Source organism: Halorientalis brevis, assembly GCF_042678165.1.
GTDB classification, from domain to species: domain Archaea; phylum Halobacteriota; class Halobacteria; order Halobacteriales; family Haloarculaceae; genus Halorientalis; species Halorientalis brevis.
This window is the reverse complement of sequence record NZ_JBHUDJ010000002.1, coordinates 146718-173430: the sequence shown is the minus strand read 5'-3', so window position 1 is coordinate 173430 and position 26713 is coordinate 146718. Positions and strand designations below refer to the sequence as shown.

22 protein-coding genes, 1 tRNA gene and 1 pseudogene are annotated in these 26713 nt (G+C 59.3%); 14 read left to right on the top strand and 10 right to left on the bottom strand.

What is annotated here, in order from left to right; all coding sequences use genetic code 11:
* Positions 1 to 598: 598 nt before the first annotated feature.
* Positions 599 to 1396, top strand: coding sequence for a hypothetical protein (locus ACFR9U_RS04595; RefSeq protein WP_247376263.1), 798 nt, complete (start codon positions 599 to 601; stop codon positions 1394 to 1396).
* Between the two features lie 453 nt (positions 1397 to 1849).
* Entirely contained in the window at positions 1850 to 2626 is a 777-nt protein-coding gene (locus ACFR9U_RS04590; RefSeq protein ID WP_247376266.1) for an Imm49 family immunity protein, read from the top strand.
* A gap of 194 nt (positions 2627 to 2820) precedes the next feature.
* Here ACFR9U_RS04590 and ACFR9U_RS04585 read toward each other — a convergent pair whose 3' ends face one another.
* On the bottom strand, positions 2821 to 3669 hold the full coding sequence (locus ACFR9U_RS04585; protein ID WP_247376268.1) for a hypothetical protein: 849 nt from the start codon (positions 3667 to 3669) through the stop codon (positions 2821 to 2823).
* A 524-nt stretch (positions 3670 to 4193) separates the two neighbouring features.
* Between ACFR9U_RS04585 and ACFR9U_RS04580 the strand changes: the two are divergent.
* Positions 4194 to 4599 (top strand): annotated as a pseudogene (locus tag ACFR9U_RS04580) (tyrosine-type recombinase/integrase); the annotation flags it as partial.
* 62 nt (positions 4600 to 4661) lie between these two features.
* Positions 4662 to 5345: a hypothetical protein gene (locus ACFR9U_RS04575; RefSeq protein ID WP_247376272.1), complete on the top strand. Its 684-nt coding sequence runs from the start codon at positions 4662 to 4664 to the stop codon at positions 5343 to 5345.
* Here ACFR9U_RS04575 and ACFR9U_RS04570 read toward each other — a convergent pair whose 3' ends face one another.
* Positions 5346 to 5699, bottom strand: coding sequence for a hypothetical protein (locus ACFR9U_RS04570; RefSeq protein ID WP_379813859.1), 354 nt, complete (start codon positions 5697 to 5699; stop codon positions 5346 to 5348).
* Positions 5700 to 5893: 194 nt separating this feature from the next.
* On the opposite strand from ACFR9U_RS04570, the gene ACFR9U_RS04565 reads away from it, so the two are divergent.
* Positions 5894 to 6877 carry a hypothetical protein gene (locus ACFR9U_RS04565; RefSeq protein ID WP_247376277.1) on the top strand — a complete coding sequence of 328 codons (984 nt, stop codon included), beginning with the start codon at positions 5894 to 5896 and terminating at the stop codon, positions 6875 to 6877.
* Positions 6878 to 6881: 4 nt separating this feature from the next.
* Here the strand turns inward: ACFR9U_RS04565 and ACFR9U_RS04560 are convergent, their stop codons facing one another.
* Positions 6882 to 7910, bottom strand: coding sequence for a hypothetical protein (locus ACFR9U_RS04560; RefSeq protein ID WP_247376280.1), 1029 nt, complete (start codon positions 7908 to 7910; stop codon positions 6882 to 6884).
* Between the two features lie 133 nt (positions 7911 to 8043).
* Here ACFR9U_RS04560 and ACFR9U_RS04555 point away from each other — a divergent pair, with 133 nt between their 5' ends.
* Positions 8044 to 9027, top strand: coding sequence for a hypothetical protein (locus tag ACFR9U_RS04555; RefSeq protein WP_247376283.1), 984 nt, complete (start codon positions 8044 to 8046; stop codon positions 9025 to 9027).
* A 1022-nt stretch (positions 9028 to 10049) separates the two neighbouring features.
* Here the strand turns inward: ACFR9U_RS04555 and ACFR9U_RS04550 are convergent.
* From ACFR9U_RS04550 to ACFR9U_RS04540, 3 genes are all read right to left on the bottom strand, one after another.
* Positions 10050 to 10589 (bottom strand): hypothetical protein, encoded by a 540-nt coding sequence (locus ACFR9U_RS04550; RefSeq protein WP_247376286.1) that lies wholly within the window; start codon positions 10587 to 10589, stop codon positions 10050 to 10052.
* Between the two features lie 172 nt (positions 10590 to 10761).
* Positions 10762 to 11025 (bottom strand): HalOD1 output domain-containing protein, encoded by a 264-nt coding sequence (locus tag ACFR9U_RS04545; protein WP_247376288.1) that lies wholly within the window; start codon positions 11023 to 11025, stop codon positions 10762 to 10764.
* Positions 11026 to 11406: 381 nt separating this feature from the next.
* Positions 11407 to 15228: a hypothetical protein gene (locus ACFR9U_RS04540; protein WP_247376291.1), complete on the bottom strand. Its 3822-nt coding sequence runs from the start codon at positions 15226 to 15228 to the stop codon at positions 11407 to 11409.
* 289 nt (positions 15229 to 15517) lie between these two features.
* Here ACFR9U_RS04540 and ACFR9U_RS04535 point away from each other — a divergent pair, with 289 nt between their 5' ends.
* Entirely contained in the window at positions 15518 to 16243 is a 726-nt protein-coding gene (locus ACFR9U_RS04535) for a competence/damage-inducible protein A (protein WP_247376292.1), read from the top strand.
* Here the strand turns inward: ACFR9U_RS04535 and ACFR9U_RS04530 are convergent.
* Positions 16240 to 17439 carry a CBS domain-containing protein gene (locus ACFR9U_RS04530; protein ID WP_247376295.1) on the bottom strand — a complete coding sequence of 400 codons (1200 nt, stop codon included), beginning with the start codon at positions 17437 to 17439 and terminating at the stop codon, positions 16240 to 16242. The genes ACFR9U_RS04535 and ACFR9U_RS04530 overlap by 4 nt on opposite strands.
* A 96-nt stretch (positions 17440 to 17535) precedes the next feature.
* Here ACFR9U_RS04530 and ACFR9U_RS04525 point away from each other — a divergent pair, with 96 nt between their 5' ends.
* On the top strand, positions 17536 to 17925 hold the full coding sequence (locus ACFR9U_RS04525) for a cupin domain-containing protein (protein WP_247376298.1): 390 nt from the start codon (positions 17536 to 17538) through the stop codon (positions 17923 to 17925).
* Here ACFR9U_RS04525 and ACFR9U_RS04520 read toward each other — a convergent pair.
* Complete coding sequence (locus ACFR9U_RS04520; protein WP_247376300.1) at positions 17904 to 18545, bottom strand: DUF7979 domain-containing protein; 642 nt, start codon at positions 18543 to 18545, stop codon at positions 17904 to 17906. The two genes, ACFR9U_RS04525 and ACFR9U_RS04520, sit on opposite strands and share 22 nt — an antisense overlap.
* Positions 18546 to 18683: 138 nt before the next feature.
* Positions 18684 to 18887, bottom strand: a complete 204-nt coding sequence (locus ACFR9U_RS04515) for a hypothetical protein (protein ID WP_379813854.1) — start codon at positions 18885 to 18887, stop codon at positions 18684 to 18686.
* 166 nt (positions 18888 to 19053) lie between these two features.
* On the opposite strand from ACFR9U_RS04515, the gene ACFR9U_RS04510 reads away from it, so the two are divergent.
* From ACFR9U_RS04510 to ACFR9U_RS04485, 6 genes are all read left to right on the top strand, one after another.
* Positions 19054 to 19371 carry a cupin domain-containing protein gene (locus ACFR9U_RS04510; RefSeq protein WP_379814037.1) on the top strand — a complete coding sequence of 106 codons (318 nt, stop codon included), beginning with the start codon at positions 19054 to 19056 and terminating at the stop codon, positions 19369 to 19371.
* Positions 19372 to 19407: 36 nt separating this feature from the next.
* Positions 19408 to 19536, top strand: a complete 129-nt coding sequence (locus tag ACFR9U_RS04505) for a hypothetical protein (RefSeq protein ID WP_282594174.1) — start codon at positions 19408 to 19410, stop codon at positions 19534 to 19536.
* 75 nt (positions 19537 to 19611) lie between these two features.
* Positions 19612 to 21666 (top strand): DEAD/DEAH box helicase, encoded by a 2055-nt coding sequence (locus ACFR9U_RS04500; RefSeq protein WP_247376302.1) that lies wholly within the window; start codon positions 19612 to 19614, stop codon positions 21664 to 21666.
* A 48-nt stretch (positions 21667 to 21714) separates the two neighbouring features.
* Positions 21715 to 23751 (top strand): hypothetical protein, encoded by a 2037-nt coding sequence (locus tag ACFR9U_RS04495; protein WP_247376305.1) that lies wholly within the window; start codon positions 21715 to 21717, stop codon positions 23749 to 23751.
* A gap of 282 nt (positions 23752 to 24033) precedes the next feature.
* A complete protein-coding gene (locus tag ACFR9U_RS04490) occupies positions 24034 to 25650 on the top strand; it encodes a BCCT family transporter (protein ID WP_282594176.1) in 1617 nt (538 codons plus the stop codon).
* 166 nt (positions 25651 to 25816) lie between these two features.
* A tRNA-Pro gene (locus ACFR9U_RS04485) sits at positions 25817 to 25889 on the top strand.
* Between the two features lie 344 nt (positions 25890 to 26233).
* Here ACFR9U_RS04485 and ACFR9U_RS04480 read toward each other — a convergent pair.
* Positions 26234 to 26497: a HalOD1 output domain-containing protein gene (locus tag ACFR9U_RS04480; protein WP_247376310.1), complete on the bottom strand. Its 264-nt coding sequence runs from the start codon at positions 26495 to 26497 to the stop codon at positions 26234 to 26236.
* Positions 26498 to 26713 lie beyond the last annotated feature (216 nt).

Here is a 26713-nt window from a genome sequence, read left to right as displayed (position 1 = left end):
TCCAAAAGATGCGAGTTCCCGCGACCTTCTTCGAGGCAAGGTCCCCCTTTTCAGCTAGGTCTTGCAGGCGGTTGTGGACGCCTTGGCGTGACAGGTCAAGGGGATCAGTAAGCTCTGTCGGATGTAGAACGGGATCTGGAGTTAAAACAAACTCTCGTAGAATATCAACGTCGGTGACCGTTGGTTTCCGACCTGGCGATCCCATTTGAGGGAACATCTATTCCCATCCCCTAACTGTTCCCCGGTTGATAACAAGCTCCGGGCGGAATCCAGTTTCCGCGTGGCAAGTAATAAGTGCTGTGCGGAAAGTATTCTAGGACACGCCTCTATCGCGCCTACGATACTCGGTGAAATCGTCACCGACCTGTACTGGCAGGTCGGCGCGATGAGGCTTCCAACGAGCAGAAGCCATGTCAGCCTTCGACACCGAGGGGCTTGAAACCTCTCACCGTCAGTTAGAATCATCTCTCGACCATCGCTGGAACCCATTAACCAACATTTCCCCCAGTGATCTGGGCCTGTTGGTTAGATGTGTTCCATCACTCCTCCCCATTCCTCGTGCGTGTAGGGGCATCAGGCTCGCCGGCTCGGAGGTAGCATGACAGCTCCTTCTTCTGCCGACAGTCCCCGAGACAGCCCCGGTCTTGACGGGACCGACGCACCCGCTGGCGACCAGTCTTCCCTCACCAAGCGGCTGCTCGCCGAGTGCCAGCAACTCCGCGAGACCGTCGAAGACCAACAAGAGATCATCGAGAAGCAACAGCAGACGATCACCGACCAGGTCAGCCGGATCAACGCTCTAGAGGATCGCGTCGACGACCTCGAGGACGACAGCGAGAAGACCCGGGACATCGCCCGGAGTGCCAGCGCCAAGGCCGAGCAGGTCGCCGCCGACACGGACCAGCAAGAAGACGCCGAACAACTCCCCCAGGGCGTCGACCCCTCCTCGTCGCCGCTGGATTTCTTCGCAAACTGCCAGCAGTCCAAGGTCAAGGAGCTGTTCGTCGAGCAGTCCAATCGCGCGAACACCTACCGGGCGATCTGTGTGGCGAAACGCTGGCCGGAGTTTGCCCAGCGACGCACCGATGGGAGTGGCATCTTCTTCACTCGGGACCACCTCGAAACAGCCCTCACGGCGCACCTCGGGAAGCAGCCCCACCGGCAGACGATCCATCGCGTGTGGGACCAGTTGGTGGAGTTAGGTGGTGACGACGTCCGGGTGAAACGCCGGCAGGTCGGCCGGAAACAGGAGCCGAAGGAACTGCTGACGATGGACATGGACACCGCGGAGGGCCTGCTGGACAGCCAGTATCTCGGGTTGGATTTGCTGGAGGCAACGGGCGGGAAAACACGGACGGGTGGCGTCACGCCCGTTGTGACGGAGGTGACCGGCTGAGTCCGTGATGAGCTCGGCGTAGGACCGTCGCGATGACGGTCCGCTGAGGGTGGATGCAGTCAGACGCTCCCGCTGGCCGCAGACGCGTTGGTGTGCCTAGCTGCAGGACTATGCGGGACTCCTCTCGTTTCAGGTGCAGTGAGCGTGGTCGTAACACTGGGATGCTCTTGGTGGTTGTCCTCTGCGTCACAACGCCTGTGACGAACCTTGCAATCCGGCGTGGTGGAGTAGTGGCCCCGGATTGTTTGTGGCTCTTTCACTAACTCGGGTACTCTGGTTTCTACTAATGAGTCACCGTAGTTGTCTGGCGTAATAATGGAGTAAGAGAATGAGGTTCGTGCTTTAATCCGTCCTGTCTTGTCGTAGTGATCTTTTTAGCGTGACCGATATAGAGGCTGAAGTCAGCATGGCGTACACTTTTGTTTCACTGTCTTCCGTGGTATATCAGGGAGGATGTCAAGCAACGAACTATCCGAACTGGTGGAGTCAGAACGCGAACGGTTGCTTGACGGCAAAGACGGAATCGACGCCGCGGTCGTCACCCGACCCACTCGGGCACAAACGGTCGCTGTGGGCCTGCTTGCGCTTGATGATGTCGATGGAGCCAGCGACTGGTTTCGGGCGCTAGTCGAAGAATGGCCAATTTATGCAAACAGCAAATGGGAGTCGAAGTACGAGGAGGAACCACGAAGCCCAGCATCACCGGGGCCATGGAGCGACTACATCAATGGGATATTCGCCGTGCTGCTGGCCCGCCAGAACGTCGAAGACATCGCCGACACGGTATATGCCCGGACTACAGAACCGTTCGTAGATGAACTCGATAAGCGTGAGTTCGCTCACCGAATCGATCTCGCGCGGTCGTTGAGTTCGGCTATCCTCGATAACGACTCCGACGAACAGCACCTCGATACGCTCGAACAGTATGTCGTTGAGCACGGAAGCGACTGGGACAGAGCACGCTATAGCGCCTATATCCAATTCATTCAAGGACTTCTCAACGATTCCAAATCGGATATCTTGGCCGGTATAGAGGGGCTCCTCGATTTCCACCAGACTCACGTCGCCAACGCCCGCGATGCCGACGCCGTTCAGAAAGCCGTCGCTCTTGATGCAACGGCCATGCTTGCACTCGCCCGCCGTGAGGGCATGGCCATCACTGTCGACCACGAGGCTATTCCTGCCCCGCTGAACAACGACGAATACTATCCGGTAAGAAAGGAAAAATAACGGCAGGCAGCACAGGTACTGGAGCCAAGCCTGTGACCGATACGCGCGGTGGATTACATCATCCGGTCAAAGAACTGGTTGCTATCGAGTACTCTCGATTATACCCAGAACGCATTAGCCCAGATATTCAGCTACTGCGTTGTCTGTCAGTAGAACAAAGTAGGATTTGACATAGAACGGTAAATCTCACTGAGTTAATTTTCTCCCTTCCCGCGGTCCACTATGTGTACGTCAACATCATCTTTGGATCGTAACCAATCGATCCTTCGTTCTTGAAATATCTCAAAGTACAATTGACATAAAGGGACAACAGGAAGCGACTTTGCAATCGGAGAGTCAGCATATGCAGAGCACGAATCGGCCAACGTGAGATCATCAAGGTCCTCCCCGATCGCCTCTATAATGGACCCCGGAACGTCTAAGAACAGATGCCTTTGTGAGGGATTGGTCTGTTCCTCCTCTGAACCAAAATTAATTGATTGAGAATGGCCTGTCCCTGGTCGGTATCCAGAATCCACCGGTTTTCCCAGGTGCATTGCATTATTCCGGTTGTCTCTCATATAGGCGTTCAAATCAACAATCCAGCTCTCTTCTGCCCAACTCTCTATACCGAAATCAGATTTGCTCTCGAGTATCTCTTCGATTGATATCGCACCGGCAAGAAACCCTGATAAATTGTATCGAAATGCGCTCTTATCTCCATTCTTCAACTGGTGGAGGAAGTAGTTCATTTGTCCATGCTTGTCCATGATAGCCCGCAGATCCATCTGAGAATTTTCTGAGTAACCAGGAGTGAGTAAGCTGAGTGATGACACTGAGGGCGAAACGTCGACTGAATCCCGCTCAAAATTAATGTCGGTGCTGTACCGACTGTCACGCTTTCCAGTTAACCCGTCCAAAATATAGAGAAATTCTCCCGTCTCAATCAAAATAGAGTCTCTCTGTTCGACTGTCCCGTCTGAATCAATATCCTCGCAGACTTCGATTTCGATAGTCGAACCTTCTGGTACCTCCGCTTCACATATCAGCCCAACATTTGACATTATTAATCTCTATCCCCAATTCCTTATGGATATTCCGACCATCTGAGGTTGCCAAGCGTTGATACCATCCAGTATCTTCTGACCGAAAACTACTGCCACCACGACGCATGAACTAAATCCGATGTGTCTACTCAAATGTGGCGTATTTCCATATTTTAACTGGTTGTCTGGGCTATGGATGTTGTTGGCCAAGTGTGAATTTTAGAACTAGAACTTTGGTGTCGACTGATATAACGGACTACTTATCTAATCCATCGACAGGGTGATATGAGGGCTCCTACTCCCGGCTGCAGCGCCAGCCCCCACGAGACAGACGCCGCCGCAGGCGATCGCTTCAGACTGGCCTATCGGCGAGTATTGTATCCCGGGAGGAGACCGCCCCGATTACTGCGGTGGAAACTACGAATCGGCTGATAAGAACCGAGCGACTGCGCTTGAGTGGTTCCGGCATGTTTACCTCCTCGTGAACAGCAACACGACACTGAGGTCGACGGCGGGTGCCCCGACACCCCGACGGTGGACATACCGAGATTCAGAAAGACTACCCGAATGACAACAGCCCGACCGTGGCGACGTTCGAGCTGGACCCAAGCGGTGACCTACGGTCCGTACGGACGCTCCGAGCGTACCTCGCCGCACGATCTGGTGACAGTCCAGCGTTGTTCCCCTCGCGGAAGTCCGACCGGATGACTGGGAAAGGAATCAATGACGTCGTAAAGCGGTTGGCTGACCGTGCAGGCGTTGAATCCCTACGCCTACGCCGGTCGAGGGAGTGCAACCGATGTGAGCGCCCACACGCTTCGCCACAGTGTTGCGTGGCGGATGCTCCGGGATGAGGACGAAAATAGTCTCTATGATGTGCGAAATCGTTTACGACATGCTACAATTTTAACGACAGAACGGAAGTACGATCACTTTGAGATGATATAGTCATTGACCAAAAGGTTTCATTGCTAGCATTTAAGTTAGAATCGTCTGATGGTTATATCATCATGAAATCAGGTGTCATTGGGATTATTGATGGTGACTTTTCTTCACTTGAATCTGAGCAATACTCGACAACCCATGATGAACAAGAATTAAAGCGTTGTATCGATGTTGAGAATTCTATTGATTTGTCTGATGGCACTCGGGCGATCTCAGGAAGAGCTGCCATTGAGAAGGTAATAAATAAAGAATCTGGACTCATTCAGGGTGGAAAAATCGGGACGACAAAAGAAAAAGAGATAATTGTTGAACAGACTGAGTTCTTGGCTTTCCCTCCACATGTTGTATTGATTAAAAGTGGATCTGGATCATTTACTTTCGATCTTATTGGCCGTCAGACAGGAACACTAATTGACCGTGGAAATCTTAACTTGCGTTCCTTCTATGAAGACCACAAAGACGCTAATGTATGGCAGGCTGGATTCTATGGTACAGACAATAAAGCTAGTAATGGCGTAGTTTATGGGGAAGGAGTAATGGGAGATTCTGAATTTGAGCGTGTGCTTGAAGTCTCAGATCTAAACCAACTGGGTGTTGAATATCCCTATGAAGATGAGCATGTTGCAAAAATAGCTCTAACTGAAAGTGGATATCTCAACCTGCATCAGCCCAGTGACTTTGAGGTTGAAGATTTTGCTGAGTTTTTCCGAGAAGAGGTTCTTAATTACGTAACAAAAAGTTCGGATTAGTCATCTAAGAACCTGGAATGTGGCCTTTTTAACACACTCACCATGGACATCAACTTGAATCATAATACTGCCTTGGAGTTCCTTTTTCCACGGTTCAAGTCTGATAAAAACTGGGAGTATTAAGTCCCGATCAGGGCGGAGAGGTTCAACTAGCTCCCAAGTATCATTTTCCTTTTGAATGGACATACCGATATCGGTATTGACACCCTCTGGAGATTCAACGGATATATTGACTTCGCCCCTTTCAAGAACTCTATCGGTGGTATTATGCAGATGTAGCTTAGCATCTGCCCCAGATGACCTCTGGCTAGGGTATTTTCTAACATCTGCGATAGATGTATTGATAGAGTTCATTTTTTCTAGCGGGGCTCCAATATGTTTCGCCCCTCCAAGGAACCGAAATCTTAAATCACTGTCGAAAGTTTCCACCCATAACTTATTGCTAACCTATATGTCTCTAGCAGAGCTTCAGTAGGGGCTTTCTACACGTGTCATGCCAAATTTTTTTCTAAGTGGCATATGATTGGGTAGCAAGGATGCCGAGTAATATGGACCCTGTTGACAGGGTCATCCGAGTTATTGAAGAATTTGTTAGAGAGAATGGGCATTTACTGACGATGGAAAGAATCCATCGGTCATACTTTGGAGAAGAAGTAGAATTCACGTCATGGTCGGACGCTTACGAGGATTATCATAACCGTAATTGGTCAGAACATGAGGCCAGAGATTTCGTCCGACAGTGTAAACAAATTGTTGAGGGGCCTGGCGATCTTCCTGAGACATACTTCAAAATCATTGACCCCGAGAATATCGATCTACAGACGGTAGAAGAAGAGCTATCGGATATTGCCTATGACCCAGATGCAGAAGGAAGTGACAGAGAGGGGTTTGAATATCGTATTGTCGATGGAGAAGTGGATGGACGATATATCTATACAGATGTCGAAACTCAGGTATCATTTTCTGGCGGCGTCAATGACTATGTTAGTGAAGGTGCAATCGAATTTAGGATAGATCCGTCACAAAATCTCCTAATCCTGGAAACGACACGAGTTGTTGAAGTACAGAAGGCAAAATCGTACTTTAACAGGACAAATTTCAACATTGTCGTTTGCAGAAATCTGACCGCGATGCCAGACGATGCCGTTGATCGAGTAAACTCATTCATAGATTCATTTGCTGAAGAAGTGGAAGAAGAGGGGCCTACCCTGCTAAGTGTTGATGGCGTGAAATTGCATAACCCTCCTAATATGCGTGATGACGAGGAAGATGAAGAAGAAGTATCTCTAAAAAATATCGATTTTAATGGTTCAAATGTTCGGGAACATCCAGAAATCAGGGACCATCTTGACCGGAATTGGATAATCAAGAACATCGAAGCTGCTGTTCACTACGATGATAGCCTGTTCACATTAAAAATGGCTGGTACTGAGGTGATGGGGTATTCAAAAATTGAGGATGTGAATAATTACGACAAGGGGAATGAATTAATAAATGAGGTACGGAGCCGGTATCTGGAGCACATCGCTTAATTGATCATACTTCCCGAATTTCATAGTATACACGTTCAAGCGCATCAGAATACGTCTCTGTTGGTTGCTTATCTAAGTCTTCCTCACTAAACCCTTCAATACGGTTTAAATATGAAATATCGATGCCGCTTGGAACTTCTAGTATTCTGTGTCCCATCTCGTTATATAAAATCACATAATCTTCATTGGGATTATTCTTTAGCGATTTGATCACATCCCAGTCAGTAGCTCTTTCTATAATATCCTCAGGAATTGATAGCCGATCTTCTTCTCCAAGACGAATGTTGAATTCCTGTTTCGCCATATTACTAGCACTTACCACTGATTTCAAGCAGTGACGGCTACTAGACAGCTCTGGACGGATTTGTTTATTGTACTCTCCTGGTGGGTAATGTTCTTCATCATCCCCAATTTCAGGAATTGCAGTGCTGACCGATTCATCTCGGAGATCTACCCAAAGAAGATCTACCTTTTGTCTTTCACCAGGTGAAAGATTCTTTGAAATCTTGTTTTTATCCGCCCATCGTGTATGATATCTCTGATCTCCTACTAAGTCACTCTTCACATGAACAGTACAGTTTTCTGCTGTCCCTCTTCCCTCGTTTTTGACTACAGCGTGTACTCCAACACTGTTGGTAGCTGTTTTATCGTCTCGACCACCACCGAATACCCACCACTGTTCTGGATATTTTACTAATCTCAAATCTTCTAAAACTACATAGGGATTTGACCACTCTTTGTTTAACTCGAATAAGAGAGGTGGCAACGCGCCCAGAAATGAACCGATTATTACGGGCTCTGTGCCCATTATTACTAACACCCAGATGATAACTAAATAAAGGACGAACGTTGTGGTAACCTTTAAAAACTGATAGGACCCCCTCGTTAGCCCTATTAAATCACAAAAGGCCCAGGGGACACTGAAAACAGAGATGTCGAAAAAGTATCTTGCAATGCTATGTTGAATACCAAGCAAGAATACAAATAGTATTAAATGAAATGTGATATGTTGTAAAAGCCCTATGTATGGCACACTCCAATTCCAGCCAAACATCTCGAAAATTTTATTGCTGGCTCCGACACCTACAATACAGCTATACACGGTTTCTATCAAATCTGACTCATTGCCGCAGGTTATTATAACATTGGATGAAAAACATTGACCAATGAATGATGTCGCTGGTTCAGATCCTGTAGATCAGGTTCGAAAGGTCATCCAGGATTACATCCGGCCTAATAACCATCTACTTACGATGGAACGAATTTATGAGAACCAGTTCGGTGAAGAGATATCTTTTAATTCTTGGACTGAAGTATTCGATGAGTACTCTAGTATTGAATGGACCGATACAAAGGCAAAAGAGTTTATCATTCTGACAAAGCATTTTGTTGAGGGGCCTGATGACATATCAGAGACATATTTTGACATCCTGTCTCCCCCAGAACTAACCGTTGACGATCTCTCTCATGAATTGGAACGGGTTCAGTATCAGCCAGAGGCAGAAGGAAAAAATAGAGAAGGATTCCAATTCTCTGTAACAGATGATTTGATCAAAGGAAGATATGTGTATGTAGATATTGACACTCAAGTAACTTTTACCGGAGGGGTGAACGATTTTGTTACTGAGGGGGCCATTGAATTTAGAATTCGACCTGAAGATCAGCTACTCATTATTGAAAGTACTCGCGTTATAGACGTTCAAAAGGCGAAATCTGTATTCGGAAGCCAAACGAACCTCGAAATCTCAGTTTCTGCCAATCTAGTTTTACAACCTGATAACGCTCATGAACGGATGAATTCATTCCTAGACTCTTTCTCAGATGATCTTGAGGAGGAGGAGGGTCCCTCATTGGTCGAGGTGAATTCTGTCTCACTCTATCACCCCGATCCCCAGGAAGACACAGAAGAAATTGACTTTTCTGGATCAAACCTGTGGGAAAGCGAAAACGTTCAAGAACACATTGACAATGGTTGGATAATAAAAGGGATAAAACTAACAATATATTTCCGAGACTCATTATACGATGTTCGTATAGGTGCTGGTGATGTTATGAGCTATTCAACGATTTCAAGCATCAAGAATTTTAAAGACGGAAATGAGTTAATGGATGAAATCAGGGGAAGATTCTTGACACATCTGCGGTCGTAGTCCTGCAACTTGCTATGTTTGTCTAATGGGCCATGCAATATGCCCTTTCTTGTATTAGAGATTGGTCCACTGGGGCGGTGCGGGGAACCGATCGTCGTCGAGAACCAACCGCGTCGGCTTGTGACGTGCGTCCAACTCCCCACGGATGTACAGAAGGCCGTCCATCGTAATATCGTATACTGAGGCTGACAGCGGGGCGGCTAACTCGGCGTATACTAATCGGTCGCATCGATCTCGAATCCTGCCTTCAGAAGCAACGATACTCCGTTCCCGGGCAAGTACGGAGGGCGACGCCCAGCCTTCACTTCGCATGTATTCGAGGATTTTCTCATCCACCTGTTCCATCCAAGGGGCGGACTTTCGACGTGTCATAGGGGGGTGGGGGCTACAACGACTCTTCCGTACCAGCACTGGGACCGCCGTTTGTCTCGAAGGGAGACTCGACATCGTCGGGCGTGCCCTCTGTGGTGTCGATCTCCCCGTCCAAGTACCCCTCTCCCCGTTCTGTGATGACATAGTCGCCATTTCCGAGATGATCGAGAAGCCCGTGCTCAACGAGCTTCTTACACCGGGTGGAAATGTACTGCCGAGAATACCGCACATAGCCGCTATCTTCCCTACGACGAGCACGTCACCCCCGGCCGCCTGTACCCGAATCTCGACGATCTCGGTGACCTGGACCTCGTCGAGAATGGTCGGCGCGACATGCGGACTAACGAGCCACGCTGCCGAAAGCCGGCATTGACGCATTTGCCTGCCGCCGAGAGTGGACGGACACTGAGGAGGTGGTAGTGTGACGGACGAACTGGAACCCATCGCATCCGAGGCGGCCGTCGACCTGTCTCTCGATCAGCGACAATTCGAACTGACGAGGAAATCGTTATTCCGGCTATTGGACGAGTATGGGTCTGCTGTGCAGAGCCTAAACTCGTGAGAGTGATGGAGATGTTGTAATACTCTGCCTCTGCTTCTCGACTCCGTTGTCGTCGGAGATCCCAGACTCACGTCCCCAATCACCCACCCTACTCCCCCGCACCCCTACTCTCACACCGCCGATCAAGCTCGTTCACCACCCACGTCAACCCGGCCTCTTGGTACACCTCGCGCAGCGGGAGCTGCCGGGCGAGCCGAAAAATCCCCCAATCGTTGTCGTGGCCCTGCGTCTGGATCACTGACAGCGGCAGCCGAGGTGGATCCTGTCCCTCGTCGGCGGGCGAGTACTCCACCAGCTCGATCGACGGTCCGTCCACAGCGTACCCCTCCTCGGCAACGGGCGTCAGTTCCAGCGACAGGAGCGCCTCGTCGTACCCGTCCGTCGGGGACTGCAGCGACTCCACTGCGTGGCCGGGACAACGGGCCGCGTCGAGCACCCACCCGTCCGGCGGCGGCGTCAGCGGCGGGGAGACCGTGAGATCGCCGACGCGGATGGCCTCGTAACAGATCCGCGTCTCCGGGTCGATCGGGGTGGCGCCGGAATGGGGATAGTCACACAGAACCTGCCGTCCCATCCGGCCGACTAGCTCGCCGTGCAACTCGCGACGAAGCCGCTCTTCGAGTTCCATCGGGCGGCTGGTCAACGAACTCACGAATATAGGTTCTCATCAAACAGGTCGGGAAGAAAGGACGACACGTCCCGGCCAAGCGGGAGTCGACCGACGTGCGGCCGCAACGCGTGCACGCTGGTGGCCCGATGCCACGGTCCGTCGTGCGAATCCGACTGAGTGCAGTGTCTCGTCACTCACACGGGGCGGCCTCGACGTAGCCATCCGCGTGGACGGTCACGTCATAGCCGCTGTACTGAAAGGACACCGTGCCACGCATCCGCGCGGCATCGCCGGTCGGGGTGAACAACTGGTCGAGCCCAGCAGGATCCACGACGTCGTGGAGCGGGGGCAGGTCCAGCGGCGAGACGTCTTCCTGTCGGGCGATCTCTGTCACGACTTTCTCGGTTGGCGACAACCGTTCGGCTGACTCCGTTACCGACTCAGACTGCTCCATAGCCTGGCTTCTCGCACTGATAGTATGAAGGCCTGACACGTTTTATCCCGCTCGAAGCACACCGGATATTACATATTGTACTGATACGTCCTTGGCGCACCAGTCGGCCCTGTGGCGGGTGGGTGGCGAACACCGCCGGAATGGGTGCTGCTCACACCGATCTGTACCGTGTAATCGACTCTTGCCCCTGTCCCGGTGGTGCTAAGCACCGAATATTATCAGCCCTGACAATCGGAGCGGGTAATAACCCTGGTCGATGACGCCGTCCCTCGGTGCTACCGACCGGGGAACGTAGCGCCCTAGGGTCGCGAGAGCCGGACAGCCAGTGGGGATCACCTGCGCCGACCGGAAGGGTGCAATCGTTCCCACGCGACCGCCCCGTCACGCTCGCCAGTCGGCTTTCGCCAGTTTCCCGCTGAGATGGCGCACCGTGAGGATGTCCGTCGCGCCGTCGGCGTCCAGCTTGAACTCCCGGGGCGCGGTGTTCCGGCTGTACTCCTTCGTCACGCGCGGCTCGTCGTCGGGCGGGTCGTTCAGCGCCGCCAGCACGTCGTGGGCGGCGTCCCGGTTGAGCGTGACCCAGATCGCGGCCTCGGGCTCGCAGGCGGCCATCTTGTCGTAGTCGGCCGGGATCGCCTCGTGACTGTCGTGGTTCAATCGTTCGGCCTCGCCGGTGACGACGACGTTCCCGTCGGCGTCGAGCCCGGCGACGTCCAGCCGGCGCCGCCCGGACTCCCCGCCCTCGGCCGCGTCGTCCCCGCCCATGAACGCCGCCGCGGAGACGCCCTCGGCGAGTTCGTAATAGGGTTGGACCTGGACGACCGGCGAGTCGGGGTCGTCCCGGAACGTCTGGCGGATGTAGCGGTCGAGGACCTCGACCATGTGGACGTGCTGGGCGGACTCTTCGAGGTCGCCCACGCCGTGGCCGTAGTTGACGCCCCGGCGGTAGCTCTCGCCGATGACGTCCCGGTGGTCGGGTGCCACCGAGTACAGCTTGTGGGGTTTGTCGCCGTCCTCTCGGATGACGCCGGCGTCGAGGAGTTCCCGGACGGCGTCTTGCTCGATGCCGACGTACTCGCGCAGCCGGATCATCGAGTCCCAGACGAGGTCGTACTCCAGGCGGTCGAACCGGCCCTGCTGGGCGTTGTAGACGGCCTGGACGAACAGGAGCTGCGTGACCGACCACTCCGACGCGGTGATCTCTTCCGGCGAGAGCTTGAGCGTCAGCTCACACACCGGGACATCGTCCGGGTCGACGTCGGCCAGCGCGTGACAGCACTCGATGGCCCGGCGCATCCCGTCGCTCGTCGGGTCGTAGCGGTTCTCACAGGCCACACACAGCAGGGCGTGGGCCGACTCGTCGTAGCTGACACAGTCGGGCAGGCGCTTGGTGTGCGGGAGCAGCGAATCGACCCGCGTGTCCAGGGTGGCTGACTCGACGTTCTCGTCGCTCACGTCGGGGTCGCCGTCCGCGTCGTCGGTCGACGCATCGTCGTCCTCGTCGTCCGCGAGGTGGGCGGGCGTCTCGTGGGCCAGGACGTACTGCTCGTGGGTGCGCTCGCGAACGCGGGCCAGCGCCTGCTGGAAGGCCCGCTCGTCGGCCCCGGTGAGTGGGTCCGACCCCGCAGGGTGGCCGGCCGGCAACGGCAGGGACTCCGCGAGGAACGGCTGGGGCACCTCGTCGTCGTAGTCCGCACCCGGGCGGACCAGCCACTCGCCAGGTGCCTGCCGGCGCAGCCGCTCGGCGACGTCGTCGACGTCGAGGTCCGCCGAGGACAGCACCCGGGCCAGGCCAGGGTCGTTGCCGACGTTGCCCGCGACGAACGTCCCGGTCTCGTTCAGGATCTCGGTGTAGGTGTCGTTATCGTCGGGGGATTTGAGCTGGCTCACGAACTGCAGATCGAGCGTCAGCGAGAGGCCGAACGACCGCCCCTCCGAGAGGAGCGTGTCGACGATCGCCTTGGCCTCCTCGAGATAGAGGTTCACCAGCGGCAGGTCGGCGTCGTCCGGCGTCCGCTCGTTGCGGCTCTTCAGGGCCGCCCACAGCTGCGAGAGGATGAGCAGCGTGAGCGGATCCTTCACGCGGTCCTCCATGCCCCCGTAGTCGAAGATGAGGACTGCGTCCTCGTCGAGCAGCTCACCGAAGTCCAGCGCCGGGTCATCGGGGCCGGGGACGTGCTCGAACGCCGGGGCGAGCCGGCTGTTGGTGGTGATCTCCTCGGCGCGGTTGAGGGCGCCAGACATCACGTTCTTGAACTGGTTGCGGTCCTTCGCGAGCTGGTTCCCGAAGTACCGGTGCAAGCGGTCGTCGGTGATCGGCGGCGAGCGCTCGGCGAGCGTCTGTCGTAGCGCGGCCTCGAGCGCCTCGTGGGAGTACGCCTTCTCGCCGTGGAGCGAGTCGAACAGCGCCTCGACGTGGGCGCGGAGGGCCTTGCGGGCCTCGGGTCCCCGCTCGTAGGTGTCCTTGGGCATCAGTCCGGCGACGATCTCGACGTACTGGCCGGCGACCCGCGACCGCGCCTCTGGGTACTTGATGCCCGCGTCGAGCAGGCCCTGGATGTCGAAAAACGACAGCGCCGGCACGCCCTCGGTCAGGTCGACGTAGTGGACGTCCTCCAGCGAACCGAACGTCGCGTAGTGAGCCCGGAGGTACTCCCCGGCTGTCGTCCCGCCCTTGGTGGCGAACAGGACGTCGAGCCCGTCGGTCGCCGTGACGTTCGACAGCAGTCCGGTCTGGACGAGGGCGGTCTTCCCCGCGCCGGTGCTCCCGGTGACGACGAGGTGGTGATCCTGGACGTCCGGGCGCAGGAACAGCGGCCGGCCGTACGGCTGGCGGTCATGGGTCAGCGGCATGCACAGCGCCATCCCCGGGGCGCGGTACTGGGCCAGTTGTGCGGGCGGCGGCAACGTGAGGCCGGTCCGGTCGGCCGGCCGCGTCCCGATCGCCCGCTCGCCGTGCGGTGTCAGTCCGTCGCCGTCGACCAGACAGAGCTCCACGAGTTCGTCGGCACCGACGACGATCCCCCGGCTGACGTTGCGCGTCACGGGGAGGTAGGTCCACCACGTTTCGTACGTCGGTGGGTGCAACCGCTGGGCACAGAGATCGTCGAAGAGCTGGTGGCCGGGCGGCTGCTCGTTCAGGGCGTGTGGTTCGTCATCGGTCCGGACGTGACCCCGCAGGTCGTGCGTTTTCGTGCCGAGATGGCCGACGGCAGAGGCCAGGCGCCGGGCCACGTCGTCGGCGTGACCCGGCCGGTCCCGGGTGAGTGCAACCGCGCGTGCGGAGACACAGAACGTCCGGCTCGGGTCACGCTGGCGGATCCCGTCGATCCGTGCCTGGGTGGTCACCGAGGGTTCGTACTCGCGGCGCTCCTCTTTGTCCCGGGGGGAGACCTCCTCCCAGAACTGGTCACCCACCGTGACCAACCCCTCGCGAAGCCCCTCGATGTACGCGTCGGCGTCGACCGACCAGTCGTCGTAGGGGCGACAGACCACCTGATAGAGCACGGGCACCTCGGCGGTGCAGATCGTCTCGACCAGCCTGGCCAGGGGTGCTTTCCCGCCTGCAGACGTCCTCCGCTGCCCGTCACGTGCAGCCCTGTCCTGGATCGTGCCCCCGTCCGCGTCGACTCGCCGGAGCGGCGTCTGCCAGTCCTGGCGATACTCGGCGTGGCCGCGGAACTCGACGCCCGCGGCGTACGGCTCGGTCGGCGTGATCGCCGGGTGCGGGTGCGTGTCACCGGGGGTGGGGAGCGGCAGGTGCTCGTGGCAGCGCCGGGGGTGCCACTCCACGGGGGTCAGTTCGTACGTGTCGGGGAAACACGTCCGCAGGACGGTTTCGAGGGCCGACATGAGGTCGGGCGTGTCCGTCCCGACGAGATAGCGGATCGTTGGGTCCGGCCGGCCATCACTCACGAGCAGCCACTCGACCACCGGCCCATCGCCGCCGTCCGTAAGTCCGTCGAGCAATCCCGTCTCGCTTGCCTCACGCAGCGTCGTGTACAGGTGCTCCATCGCCCGCCTGACGGTCGGGGGATCGAGTGGCCGTTCGCTCGGCCGTACCTCGAGATACGGGCGGTCCTCGATCGGTTCCGGATCGGTCGGTCTCTGTGGCTCATCGTCGACGGGCAAGACGTCGTCGACACTGGCCGGGAGCAGTGCTGTGCCGTCGCTCTCGCGTGTCCGTGCGTGCTCTCGTCCCATTCCTGTCCCCCCTGCAGGACGTTAGCTGGTTATTTTCCACCTCCATGTTCGCTAACTTAAGCGTTCGCGGACCAGCAACATCTCGCGTCGCCCGGGACCGTGACTGCCACCGGAAGGCGGACGTCGGCGTGATACCGAAACCGCGGCTGCTCGCTCGTGTGCCCAGGGGACTCCGGCTCGGGCCACACGCTGACGGGGTGCCGTGTCCCGTCGTGAGTGGTGGCGGCGTTCGCAAACCGGCGTTCGCACAGGGCAATCCCTAATTGCGTGCCGCCCGAGAACACGACAGATGCAGGTCGCACTCGTGACGGTCGGTGACGAACTGCTGGCCGGCGATACGGTGAACACGAACGCCACGTGGCTTGCAGACCAACTCTCAGAGCGTGGCGTCTCGGTCCCGCGCGTCCTCGTGGTCCCCGACGAGCGCGCACCGATCGCCGAGAACGTTCGGGCGTACAGCGACGCGTACGACGCCGTGATCGTCACCGGCGGACTGGGCGGGACGCCCGACGACATCACGATGGCCGCCGTGGCCGAGGCGTTCGACCGCGAGTTGGCCGTCGACGAGTTGGCGCTGGCGGACGTCGAGGAGACGCTGTCGGCTATCGCGGAGAGCTACCCGAACCTGGACGTCGACGCCGAGGCCGAGGCGACCATCCCGGCGGGGAGTCGACCGCTGCTCAACCGCGGCGGGCTCTCGCCGGGCTGTGTCGTCGAGAACGCGTACGTCTTCCCGGGGATTCCCGAGGAGATGAAGACGATGTTCGACACCGTCGCCGACGAGTTCGAGGGCGACGCGGTGTCGGAGTTCCTCTACACCGAACGCCCGGAGGCGAACCTCGTGGACGTGTTGACCGACGCGGACGCGCAGTTCGATGTCTCAGTGGGCTGTTATCCCGACCAGTCGGCGGGGCACAACCGGTTGAAGGTGACCGGGGACGACCCGGACGAGGTCGCGGCCGCTGCCGACTGGGTCGTCGACCAGATCGACGCGAGCGAGGAGCCGCTCGACTAGAAGCGACTCTCGGGCTGGCTGGCGGACGGTTCCGTGCTCTCGTCGCCCTCGTCGGGCTGGCCGCGGTAGGCACCGCTCTGCTTGATGATCGAGAGGGCGGTCATGATGTCCGAGCGCGTGATGATGCCGACGAGGTCCTCGCCGTCCATCACCAGGAGGCGACCCACGCTATTCTGTTGCAGTTGCGTGAGCGCGTCCATCACGTCGGCGTCAGGACTGACCGTTTTCAGGTCGGTCGTCATGATCTCCTCGACGCGGTAGGCGTCGCGTTCGATCTCCTTGACTTCGAGCGCGTCGTCGAGTGCGACGAGGCCGACGATCTCGCCACCCTGCACCACGGGATAGCCGGTGTGCCGCTCGCGGAACATCTGTTCCAGGAGTTCGGCGACGCTGGTCCCGGGGGCGACGGTTTGGACCTGCGTTGCGGGGGTCATGATGTCGCTGACGGTGACGCCCTCGAAGGCGGCGCGCATGACCGTCTGCTGGGCCTCGCCCGAGGCGCCGATGTAGATGAAGAAGGCGATGGCGACCATGAACAGGCCGCCGCCGCCGAACAGGCCGAACAGGCCGAGCAGGATGGCGAAGAACTTCCCCACCTCGGCGGCCCACTGGGTCGCCTTCGCGTAGGGGATCCGGGAAGCGAGCAGCGCGCGGAGGACGCGGCCGCCGTCCATCGGGAAGCCGGGGAGCAGGTTGAAGCCCGCGAGCGCGACGTTCATCAGCGCCAGGTAGCCCAGCAGGAACTTGGCGGCCGGCAGGCTGGTCGGCGTCTGGGTGAACGCGACGTAGGAGCCGACGCCGAGGCCGACGCTGACGATGGGACCGGCGATGGCGATGGCGAGCTCTTGCTTCCAGTCTTCGGGCATCTCGGTGAGCTGGGCGACGCCGCCGAACAGCCAGAGCGTGATGGAGTCGATGGGGTAGCCAAAGCGCATGGCCACCAGCGAGTGCCCCAGTTCGTGGAGGACGACGCCGACGAACAGCCCGACGGCCGCGACGATCCCGAGGACGATCGTCGTCTCGGGGGCGGTGAACGCGTCGGCCGGGATCGCTGCTCCCCAGACGTCGTTCAAAATACCGACCCACTCTCCGACTTGTGCGCTGATGATCCAGGCGAACAGCGGGAGCACCAGCAGGAAGGTCAGGTCGAGTTTGATCGGGATGCCGAACAACTTCCCGATCCGGAAACTTTGCATAAGCGACCCTAGGTGGGGAGTCCCCTTAAACGCGTGTTTGGCGGGCCATCTCCGGGTCGCCACAGACTCTTTGTCTGGGCGCTTCCTCTCTCGGGTATGAGCGACAACAGTGAGCAACCGACGCCGCTGATTCGGGACGCGGAAGACATCGAGTATGAGGACGTGGGGGCAGCCGACGGGATGCGGAAGGGCGTGCTCATCAACGAGGATCACGGCGCGCCGAACCTGGCCATCCGGCGGTTCACGCTCGCGCCCGGCGGCGAGGTGCCGAAACACACCAACGAGATCGAACACGAACAGTACGTCCTGGCCGGCGAGTACACCGTCGGTATCGAGGAGGAGGAGTACACGGTGTCGGCCGGCGACTCGCTGTTCATTCCGGCTAACACTGTTCACTGGTACCGCAACGAGGGCGACGACGAGGGCGCGTTCATCTGTGCCGTGCCGACTGGCGACGACGAAATTCAGGTGTTGGACGAGGACTGATCGTCGACCCCTTCTGTCAGTATGATGGGCACCACGACAACGAGGACGATGAGGAAGAACCACGCCCAGACCGGCAGGAGTACGCCGAGCATCCTGTCGAGGACCCAGTTGAGGGCGACGAGAATCGCGGACCCAAGGAGAATACCGAGTGTCACAACAGGCGGGCGAAGCCGCTGCGCTCGGAGCGACTCGCTTCCGATTCCGAGGAGTACCAGGCCGACCACGCCGAGGAGACCTTTGAGCGCGAGCCACATGACTGCGAGCGGACCGCCACCGATCTTTCCGGTCCAGATTTCGTAGTACGAGCCGTTGTATCGAACGGAGTAGACTTTCTCCTGATCGCCAATGTAATCGAACTCCGGCGGTTTCTGCTCGGCGTCAGTTACGATCGCTTCGTTGTCCGGCGCATTCAGGGCGTCCTGGAAGACGGCTCGTGCCTCCGGTGAGAGCTCATCGTACGCGCGTGGTGTCGAGTCGTTGGGAACTGAGTCGTTTGGCACACGCTCGACAGCGTGATAGTACTCTACCTTCCCCGCGTCCGGGGACAGAACGAACGCGCCACCGAGCGCTGCCAGTCCGATGAGACAGAGCACAACCGCAGGGGCCACGTACCGTTCCATCGCCCGGTCCTTTCTGACATCGAGATAAGTGTTTTCTGCACGTTGACTGGCGGTGTCAGTTTCCGGTGAGTGTCCTTCCCTGTGACCTTCGTGGCTTTCGAGGAACTGAAATACTCGTATCGTCTATCGCGGCACTTGTCACAGCAGGCCGCGCAGGTCGACACGTTGTTCCTCCACGAGGTCGGCGACGACTACCGGGCCGTCGTCGAGCGTGACGACCAACGGCTCTTCCAGGCCGTTCTGGAACTGAAAGAGACCAACGCCGGTCCCCGGCCCGCGAAGTTCCGCATCAAGGAGGGAACCAGTGAGGAGCCGCGCAACCCCGGACGAGTTCGTCGACATCGCGCGCCGAGCGAACCGCATCCGCATCTCCCAGCAGACCTCGCCGCAGGGCCGGGAGGAACTCCAGGCGATGCTCGACGGCTACCAGCTCGACGCCAAGGTCGTCCGCACCTGTCGCCACTGCGCCAGCGACGGCTACTACTCGCCGATCACCTCCGAAACGGCCATCGAAGCCAAGGACGAGCACATCTGTCCGAAGTGTGCCAGCCAGGAACTCGACCGCCAACTGGCGATCCGGCGGTTCACGCTCGCGCCCGGCGGCGAGGTGCCGAAACACACCAACGAGATCGAACACGAACAGTACGTCCTGGCCGGCGAGTACACCGTCGGTATCGGTGACGAGGAGTACACCGTCTCAGCGGGCGACTCGCTGTTCATTCCCGCCAATACTGTCTACTGGTACCGCAACGAGGGCGACGAGGAGGGCGCGTTCATCTGTGCTGTGCCGACCGGGGACGACGAGATCAATCTGACAGAGGAGTGAACCTAGGTTTATTCCCTTCCGGGAGAAGGCCACACTATGGGAAACGATCACGTTTCCAAACCGGACGTCGACGCGCTCGACGACCCTCATCCCATCTGGAAGGTTCTGTTCGTTCTGTTCTGTGCATTCATGCTGCTGTTCTGGGGAGCTGTCTTCCTCGGCTGACTGTAGGTGGGTGTGGTTGTCTCACGCGCCCTCGGTTCCGAGCGCTTGAAATAGCACGATTACATACCACTGGACGTGTCACAGCAGGTCGCGCAGGTCGACACGTTGTTCCTCCACGAGGTCGGCGACGACTACCGGGCCGTCGTCGAGCGTGACGACCAACGGCTCTTCCAGGCCGTTCTGGAACTGAAAGAGACCAACGCCGGTCCCCGGCCCGCGAAGTTCCGCATCAAGGAGGGAACCAGTGAGGAGCCGCGCAACCCCGACGAGTTCGTCGACATCGCGCGCCGAGCGAACCGCATCCGCATCTCCCAGCAGACCTCGCCGCAGGGTCGCGAGGAACTCCAGGCGATGCTCGACGGCTACCAGCTCGACGCCAAGGTCGTCCGCACCTGTCGTCACTGCGCCAGCGACGGCTACTACTCGCCGATCACCTCCGAAACGGCTATCGAAGCCGAGGACGAGCACATCTGTCCGGACTGTGCCAGCCAGGAACTCGACCGCCAACTGGCCATGCGCGGGTCGATGAGCGCGAGCGCCCGCGACCGCCTCGAGGAACTGCTCATGGACGTCCAGGACCTGGAACGGATCACCAACCTGCTCTCCGGGCGCCTGGACCCGGACCTCACCAAGTTCGACGAGATCAGCGCGACCGTCGACGAGATCGATCCGGTGCCCGTCAACTCCCTGTCGATGCACCCGGGCATGCAGTCCAAGTTAGAGGGCCGGTTCGACGAACTGCTCCCGGTCCAGAGCCTCGCCGTCGAGAACGGTGCCCTCGACGGCAAAGACCAGCTCGTCGTGAGCGCGACCGCGACGGGGAAGACGCTCATCGGCGAGATGGCGGGGCTCGACCGCGTGCTCAACGGGAAAGGGAAGATGCTGTTTCTCGTCCCCCTCGTGGCGCTGGCCAACCAGAAACACGAGTCCTTCGAGGAACGCTACGGCGACATCGCCGACGTGACGATTCGGGTCGGCGCGAGCCGCATCAACGACGACGGCAACCGCTTTTCCCCTGATGCGGACATCATCGTCGGTACCTACGAAGGTATCGACCACGCGCTCCGGACCGGCAAGGACCTGGGCGACATCGGGACGGTGGTCATCGACGAGGTGCACACGCTCGGCGAGGACGAGCGCGGCCACCGACTGGACGGCCTGATTTCTCGTCTCAAGTACTACTGTGAGCAGAACTCCAGCGGTGGCGACGCCCATAGCGACACGCAGTGGATCTACCTGTCGGCGACCGTGGGGAACGCGAGCAATCTGGCGGAGAAGCTCCGCGCCCAACTCATCGAGTTCGAGGAGCGGCCGGTGCCGATCGAACGCCACGTCACGTTCGCCGACGGTCGGGAGAAGATCGACACGGAGAACAAACTGGTCAGGCGGGCGTTCGACCAGAAATCCTCCAAGGGGTATCGCGGGCAGACGATCATCTTCACCAACTCGCGGCGGCGCTGTCACGAGATCAGCCGGCAACTGGAGTACTCGGCAGCCCCCTACCACGCGGGGCTGGACTACAAGCGGCGCAAGCGGGTCGAATCCGACTTCGCCGATCAGGAACTCGCGGCGGTCGTGACGACGGCGGCGCTGGCGGCCGGCGTCGACTTCCCGGCGTCGCAGGTCATCTTCGACTCGCTGGCGATGGGGATCGAGTGGCTCACCGTCCAAGAGTTCAGCCAGATGCTCGGCCGCGCGGGCCGGCCCGACTACCACGACAAGGGGACGGTCTACCTGCTGGTCGAACCGGACTGCTCGTACCACAACAGCATGGAGATGACCGAAGACGAGGTGGCGTTCAAACTCCTCAAAGGCGAGATGGAGCCGGTCATCACCCGCTACGACGAGGCGTCGGCCGTCGCGGAGACCCTGGCGAACGTCACCGTCGCCGGCAAGGGAGCGAAACGGCTCAACGACCGGATGGTCGGCGAGGTGCCGACCAAGCACGCGGTGGCGAAGCTGCTCGAATACGAGTTCATCGACGGCTTCGACCCGACGCCGATGGGTCGGGCCGTCACCCGCCACTTCCTCGCGCCCGACGACGCCTTCCTGATGCTCGACGGCATCCGGAAGGGGAAAGACCCGAAGGGCATCGTCGCGGACATGGAGCTGAAAGACGAGGACCAGTAGCGCTCGTCCTGCCACAACGCCTATTCTCACCGCGTGCAGAGCGAACGTATGGGGCTGTTCGATTCGGTCCGCGGATTCCTCGGGGACGAGGCGTCGGCGGACGCGAGCGACGAGTTGTCGGCGGCTGGCGCTGACGAGATACCGCGACTGGACGTCCGGGACCCGACGCCGATGGACTTCCGGAACAAGGCCGTCGACGCCGTCCAGGAGTGGGACGCGGTCGACCTGGATTTCTCCCTGGCGTCACTGGAGCGACTCGACTCGTTCGCGAGCAAGCAGGGCGCTCGCCTCGACGTCCTCCGTGACGAGAGCGACGACGGCGGCGAGCGCGTCGCGGACATGCACACCGGGTTCACCATCCGGGCCGGCAGCTACGTCGGCGAGGTGCTGGTCCGCGAACTCGACGGGGAGTGGGTCGAGACCGACGACTACTGGGCCGTCCGGGTCGCGGTCGGTGACGACGCGACGACCGTCGACGTGTTCGAGGTGGCGAGCCACTCCTTCGCCGAAGAACCGGTGTTCACCGACCTCACCGAGAATCTCGTGACTGACCCGGACGACGACGAGGGCGACGCGGACGACGCTGCCGACGTCGATCTCCGGGCCGACTTCCGGCCGGACGCCGAGGAGTTCGCGGCGTTCTGGGACGCTTACGAGCTCGATTTCTCGGCGCTGTCGCTCGCGCGCCTGGACGTGCTCGTCGAGAGCGAGTGGGACGACGGCGAGTTCAGCGACGTCGAAGCCGGCGGCGACGACATGGACTCGAAGATGTACACGGAACTCGTCAAACAGCTCGGCTGTTACTACGGTGAGGTGCTGGTCCGGGCACTCGACGCCGAGTGGACTCGGCGCGACGGTGCGGTCGTGATCGTCGTTCCGGGTGCCGACGACTCGCCGGTCACCGTCCCGATCTTCGACGTCGCCGAGGCTGCTCTCACCGGTCCCGGGCAGTTCGCCGCGGACGCCACGACCGTGGCCGAAGAGGCTGACCGGGAACTGCCGGCGATTCCGTCGCGGGCACCGGCACAACCCTCGCCGGACGAACCGCTCGACGAGATTCCGGACGGAACGTCGACCGACGACGCGCCGGACGAACCCACGTCGACTCGGGCCGACGCTGCGTCGACCCCTGACGAACCTGTCGCGAACGACGTTGACGAGACAGCCGCGGACAGCCCGGAGAGTCCGGGATCGCTGTCACCGGCGGAGATCGTGGGCATGGACGCAGCGGACGAGGCAGCCACTACAGACGCAGCAGCAGCCGACAGCAAGTCAGCGGAACCCGCCGACGCGGTGCCGACGGAACCTGACACCGACCCCGATGCCGGTCCGTCCGCGACGGAGGGCCAGCCTGTTGACGACCGCGTCGAGGCGGACGGCGACACCACGGCGACGGACGACGAGACGCAGGCCGACGAGGACGCTCCCCGGTCCGAACAGGACGACGGGGCACCAGCGGAAACTGACGACGAAAAGTTGGTCGATTCGCTCGTTGGCTCGTCGCAAACGCCTGCCGACGAAGCGGAGCCGGAGCCGGCTGCGGAGGGCGAGTCGATGGACGACGCGATTCCGCGCGCGGAGCCTCGCGACGCGGCGGCCGAGTCACCGTCTGAGGACGCCGACGCGGACGCGCCGGCGGAACTGGACCTCGCCGAGGGCACGCCGGACGGCGACGACGGGCTCACGCCCGCGGAGATCCGCGAGGACGCGGCGGCGTTCGCGGCGACGTGGCCCGGGCACGACCTGGACTTCTCGCCGGAGTCACTGGAGCGCCTCGACGCGCTCGTCGCCGAGGAGTATCCGGCCGAGGACGTGCCGGACGTGGACCTGTCTGCCGGGAACGCGGCCGACGCGGGCTATCTGGCCGCGCGGGTCGTCGAGGCGGGCGGCTACTTCGCCGAGGTGCTTCGGCGGACGGTCGGCGGCCGGTGGCGGGACGACGACGGGCTGACGTTCGTCGTCAGCGGCCAGGCGGGCGACGTCAGCGTCGATCCGGCCGCGGTCGCGACGGAGTGTTTCCGCGGTGACGACTCGTTCGCAGCCCGCTACGGGGCGGTTCGGGGACGGATCTCGCCGTCGGGCTGAGGGGACCGGTCACTTTCCTGTCTCCCTCGGGTTCGACTCTCTCTGTCGCACGAGTCCGCGGCTGCGAGACCGCCCGCGCGTCGTCCGACTTCGTCTGTCACCGTGCGTGCCGCTCGACGTATACGGACGAGTACGACCTGCCGACGAGAAACGCGTGTGGGAGAACATGTAACGTAGCGGTGAGTGAGTCCCAAAATTGAAACCTCGCAAGGAGCGGATACCGATTGAATGATCCCAGCGACGCGAAAGAACGGCACGGCGAGTGGATCTTCAGGGTGAATTATGCGTCTGGTAACTGAGGCTCTGGAGGAGACGGACTCGACGATATTTGTCGGATCGATTTCAACCCTCCTCGTGATGACGGCAACAATCATCGCGTGGCCAGAAGCGACCACCTCACGCCTGGCGGCCATTAACTCCTACGCCGTCTCGAATCTCAGTTGGTTCTTCCTCTGGCTCGTCTTTCTTTCGTTCTCGTTTTTGATGTACGTACTGCTCGGGCCGTGGGGGAACATCAAGTTGGGCGGCCCGGACGAAGAGCCCGAGTTCTCGTATCTCGGGTATCTCGTGATGATATTCACTGCGGGGCTGTCTTCCGGCGGCCTCGAGTACTGGGGGCCGGTGGAACCGTTGGTGCATTATCAAACCGCGCCGCCGTTCGTCGGTTCGACTGGAGGGACCTGGGAGGGAATGGTGAGTGCGCTCCAGTACGCTCTCTTCCACTACGGGACCTCGGCGTGGTCCGTGTACCTGGTTTTCGGCATTGCTATCTCCTACTTCGCGTATCGCAAAGACATGGCGTTTCGTCCCGCCGTGATCCTCGCCCCGTTTCTCGGACCGAACAACGTCGACGGCTGGATGGGAAAGACGGTTGATACGCTGGCCGTCGTCGTTTCGGTGAGCGGAATCACGATCTCGTTCGGACTCGGCGTCGATCAGTTCTTCGCTGGTCTGTCGTACAACTGGGGCGTCCAGGTCGGGAAACTCGGGGAAGTGCTGTTCATCCTCGTCATAACGACCCTGTTCCTCCTCTCCGTTACAGCCGGGATACGGGAGGGCATACAGCGGTTTGCAAATCTGAACGTCCTCCTCCTCTTGCTTCTCATGACGGTGTCGCTGGTGTTTGGTCCGCTGTCGTTTCTGCTCAATCTGGGGACACGGGCGCTCGAAGGATACGTGACTGAATTCGTCGGAATGAGTCTCTACTTCACGCCGGATGCCGCCGGCTGGTTCGGCTCCTGGACGGTGTTTTTCTGGGCGTGGTGGCTCACGTTCGCACCCATGGTCGGCGTGTTCATGGCTCGCATCTCCCGCGGGCGGACGCTCCGGCAGCTCGTGTTCGCCGGAATTCTCGGTTCGTTCGCGCTCACCGTTCCCTGGTACGTAGCTACCGGCGGGTCGGCGCTCTGGTTACAGACGACTGGTCAGGCTGACCTGCTGGGCGTGTACGCTGACGTCGGTCTCGCCGGTGTCAGTTTTGCCCTGTTCGATCAGCTGCTCCCGTTTGCCGATCTGTTTTCCGCGATTCTACTGCTGCTCGTGTTGAGTTTCCTCGTTACGACACTCGACTCGGCCACGTTTAGCTTCTCTATGATCGCTAACGAAGGCGACTCGTCCCCGTCGACACTCAACCGGATCACGTGGGGCCTGGTACTGGCGTCGCTGACGATTGCGCTCAGCCTCGCCGGCGGCGTTTCCGTCCTCCGCTCGTTTACTGTCCTTGCCGGAATCCCAGCCGCTGGATTGTGTCTGATCGCTCTGGTCGGGATGATCGTTCAACTCGAACGCCACGCCCCCGTTTTGGTCGAGGAGTTCGAGTACACGGACGACGACATCGTGTCGACCGTTCGAGAAAAATTACCGGACCTGGTGACTGAGAGACAGCCAACGGATGACTAGCACGGGCGCGATGCCGTCAGTGTCGGTCAGTAGGACACCGCCTGCACCGCACTGTGACAGCGGTAACGAGGCGACCGCTCACCCGTTCACGGTTGCCGCGTGAACGCGTGCCGTGGTCGGTTCGCAACGAAACGCTTACGACCGACCAACGGCGAGTTGTTCGTGCGGGACCGTGGGTTAGCCTGGTATACTTCGGGCCTTGGGTGCCCGTGACCCCGGTTCAAATCCGGGCGGTCCCACTGCTGTTCTCGCGACGCTCACTCTCGAGCGTCGCGTGTCCGAAGCGGCCGCCCGGAGTTGCGCTCTGGAAGTCACAGCCCGCACAGCCGAGCAGAGTGAGGCGAGCAGGACTGTCTTCCTCAGGGTCACAATCCGGGCGGTCCCATGAACGGAGTGAATGGGTCCTCGTCGCGTCGGTGGCGCGACGGTGGTCCCATATTGCCGTCGCGAACGACGCCGTGAGCGACGGCAATCTGTAGAGCACGGATTCGGCAGCGGATGGGTCCGCAGCCTCTCCACTTCTTGAGACCCGATCAGTAGCCCAGGGGCCTCATTCGCCCACGCGTCCGATGTTCGATACGGATCACGACATCGGTGAGAGCCCGACGTGCCCGTCGGCGTGGACGATCACGTCGTATCCGCTGTACTCGAAGGAAATCGGCCTTCCACTCCCAACCGACTCTGTTCCCGACTGGAACAGTCGATCACACACGTCGGAATCGAGCACGTCGTAGAGCGGAGGGAGCGAGAGCGGTGACACGCCTTCGCGACGAGCGATCTCCGTGATGACCGTCTCGGCGGGCGATACTCGCTCGTCAACAGTCAGCGCCGTTTCGGAGTCGGCCATGACATCGGACTATCGTTCTCACATGACATAATTATTTTGATACTTTTAATTCACACTGTCGAAATATTATACTTAGTATTGATACTATGTCCCGAGGGGGCTGGTCGATGCAATCATCGAAATTGGGGCATCTGTGGGTTTTGACGCCGCTCCTCGACCGGTCTCCATAACAGACGTGGTGACCTCTCCGATGGGTTTGAAAAAATGATAATTGGT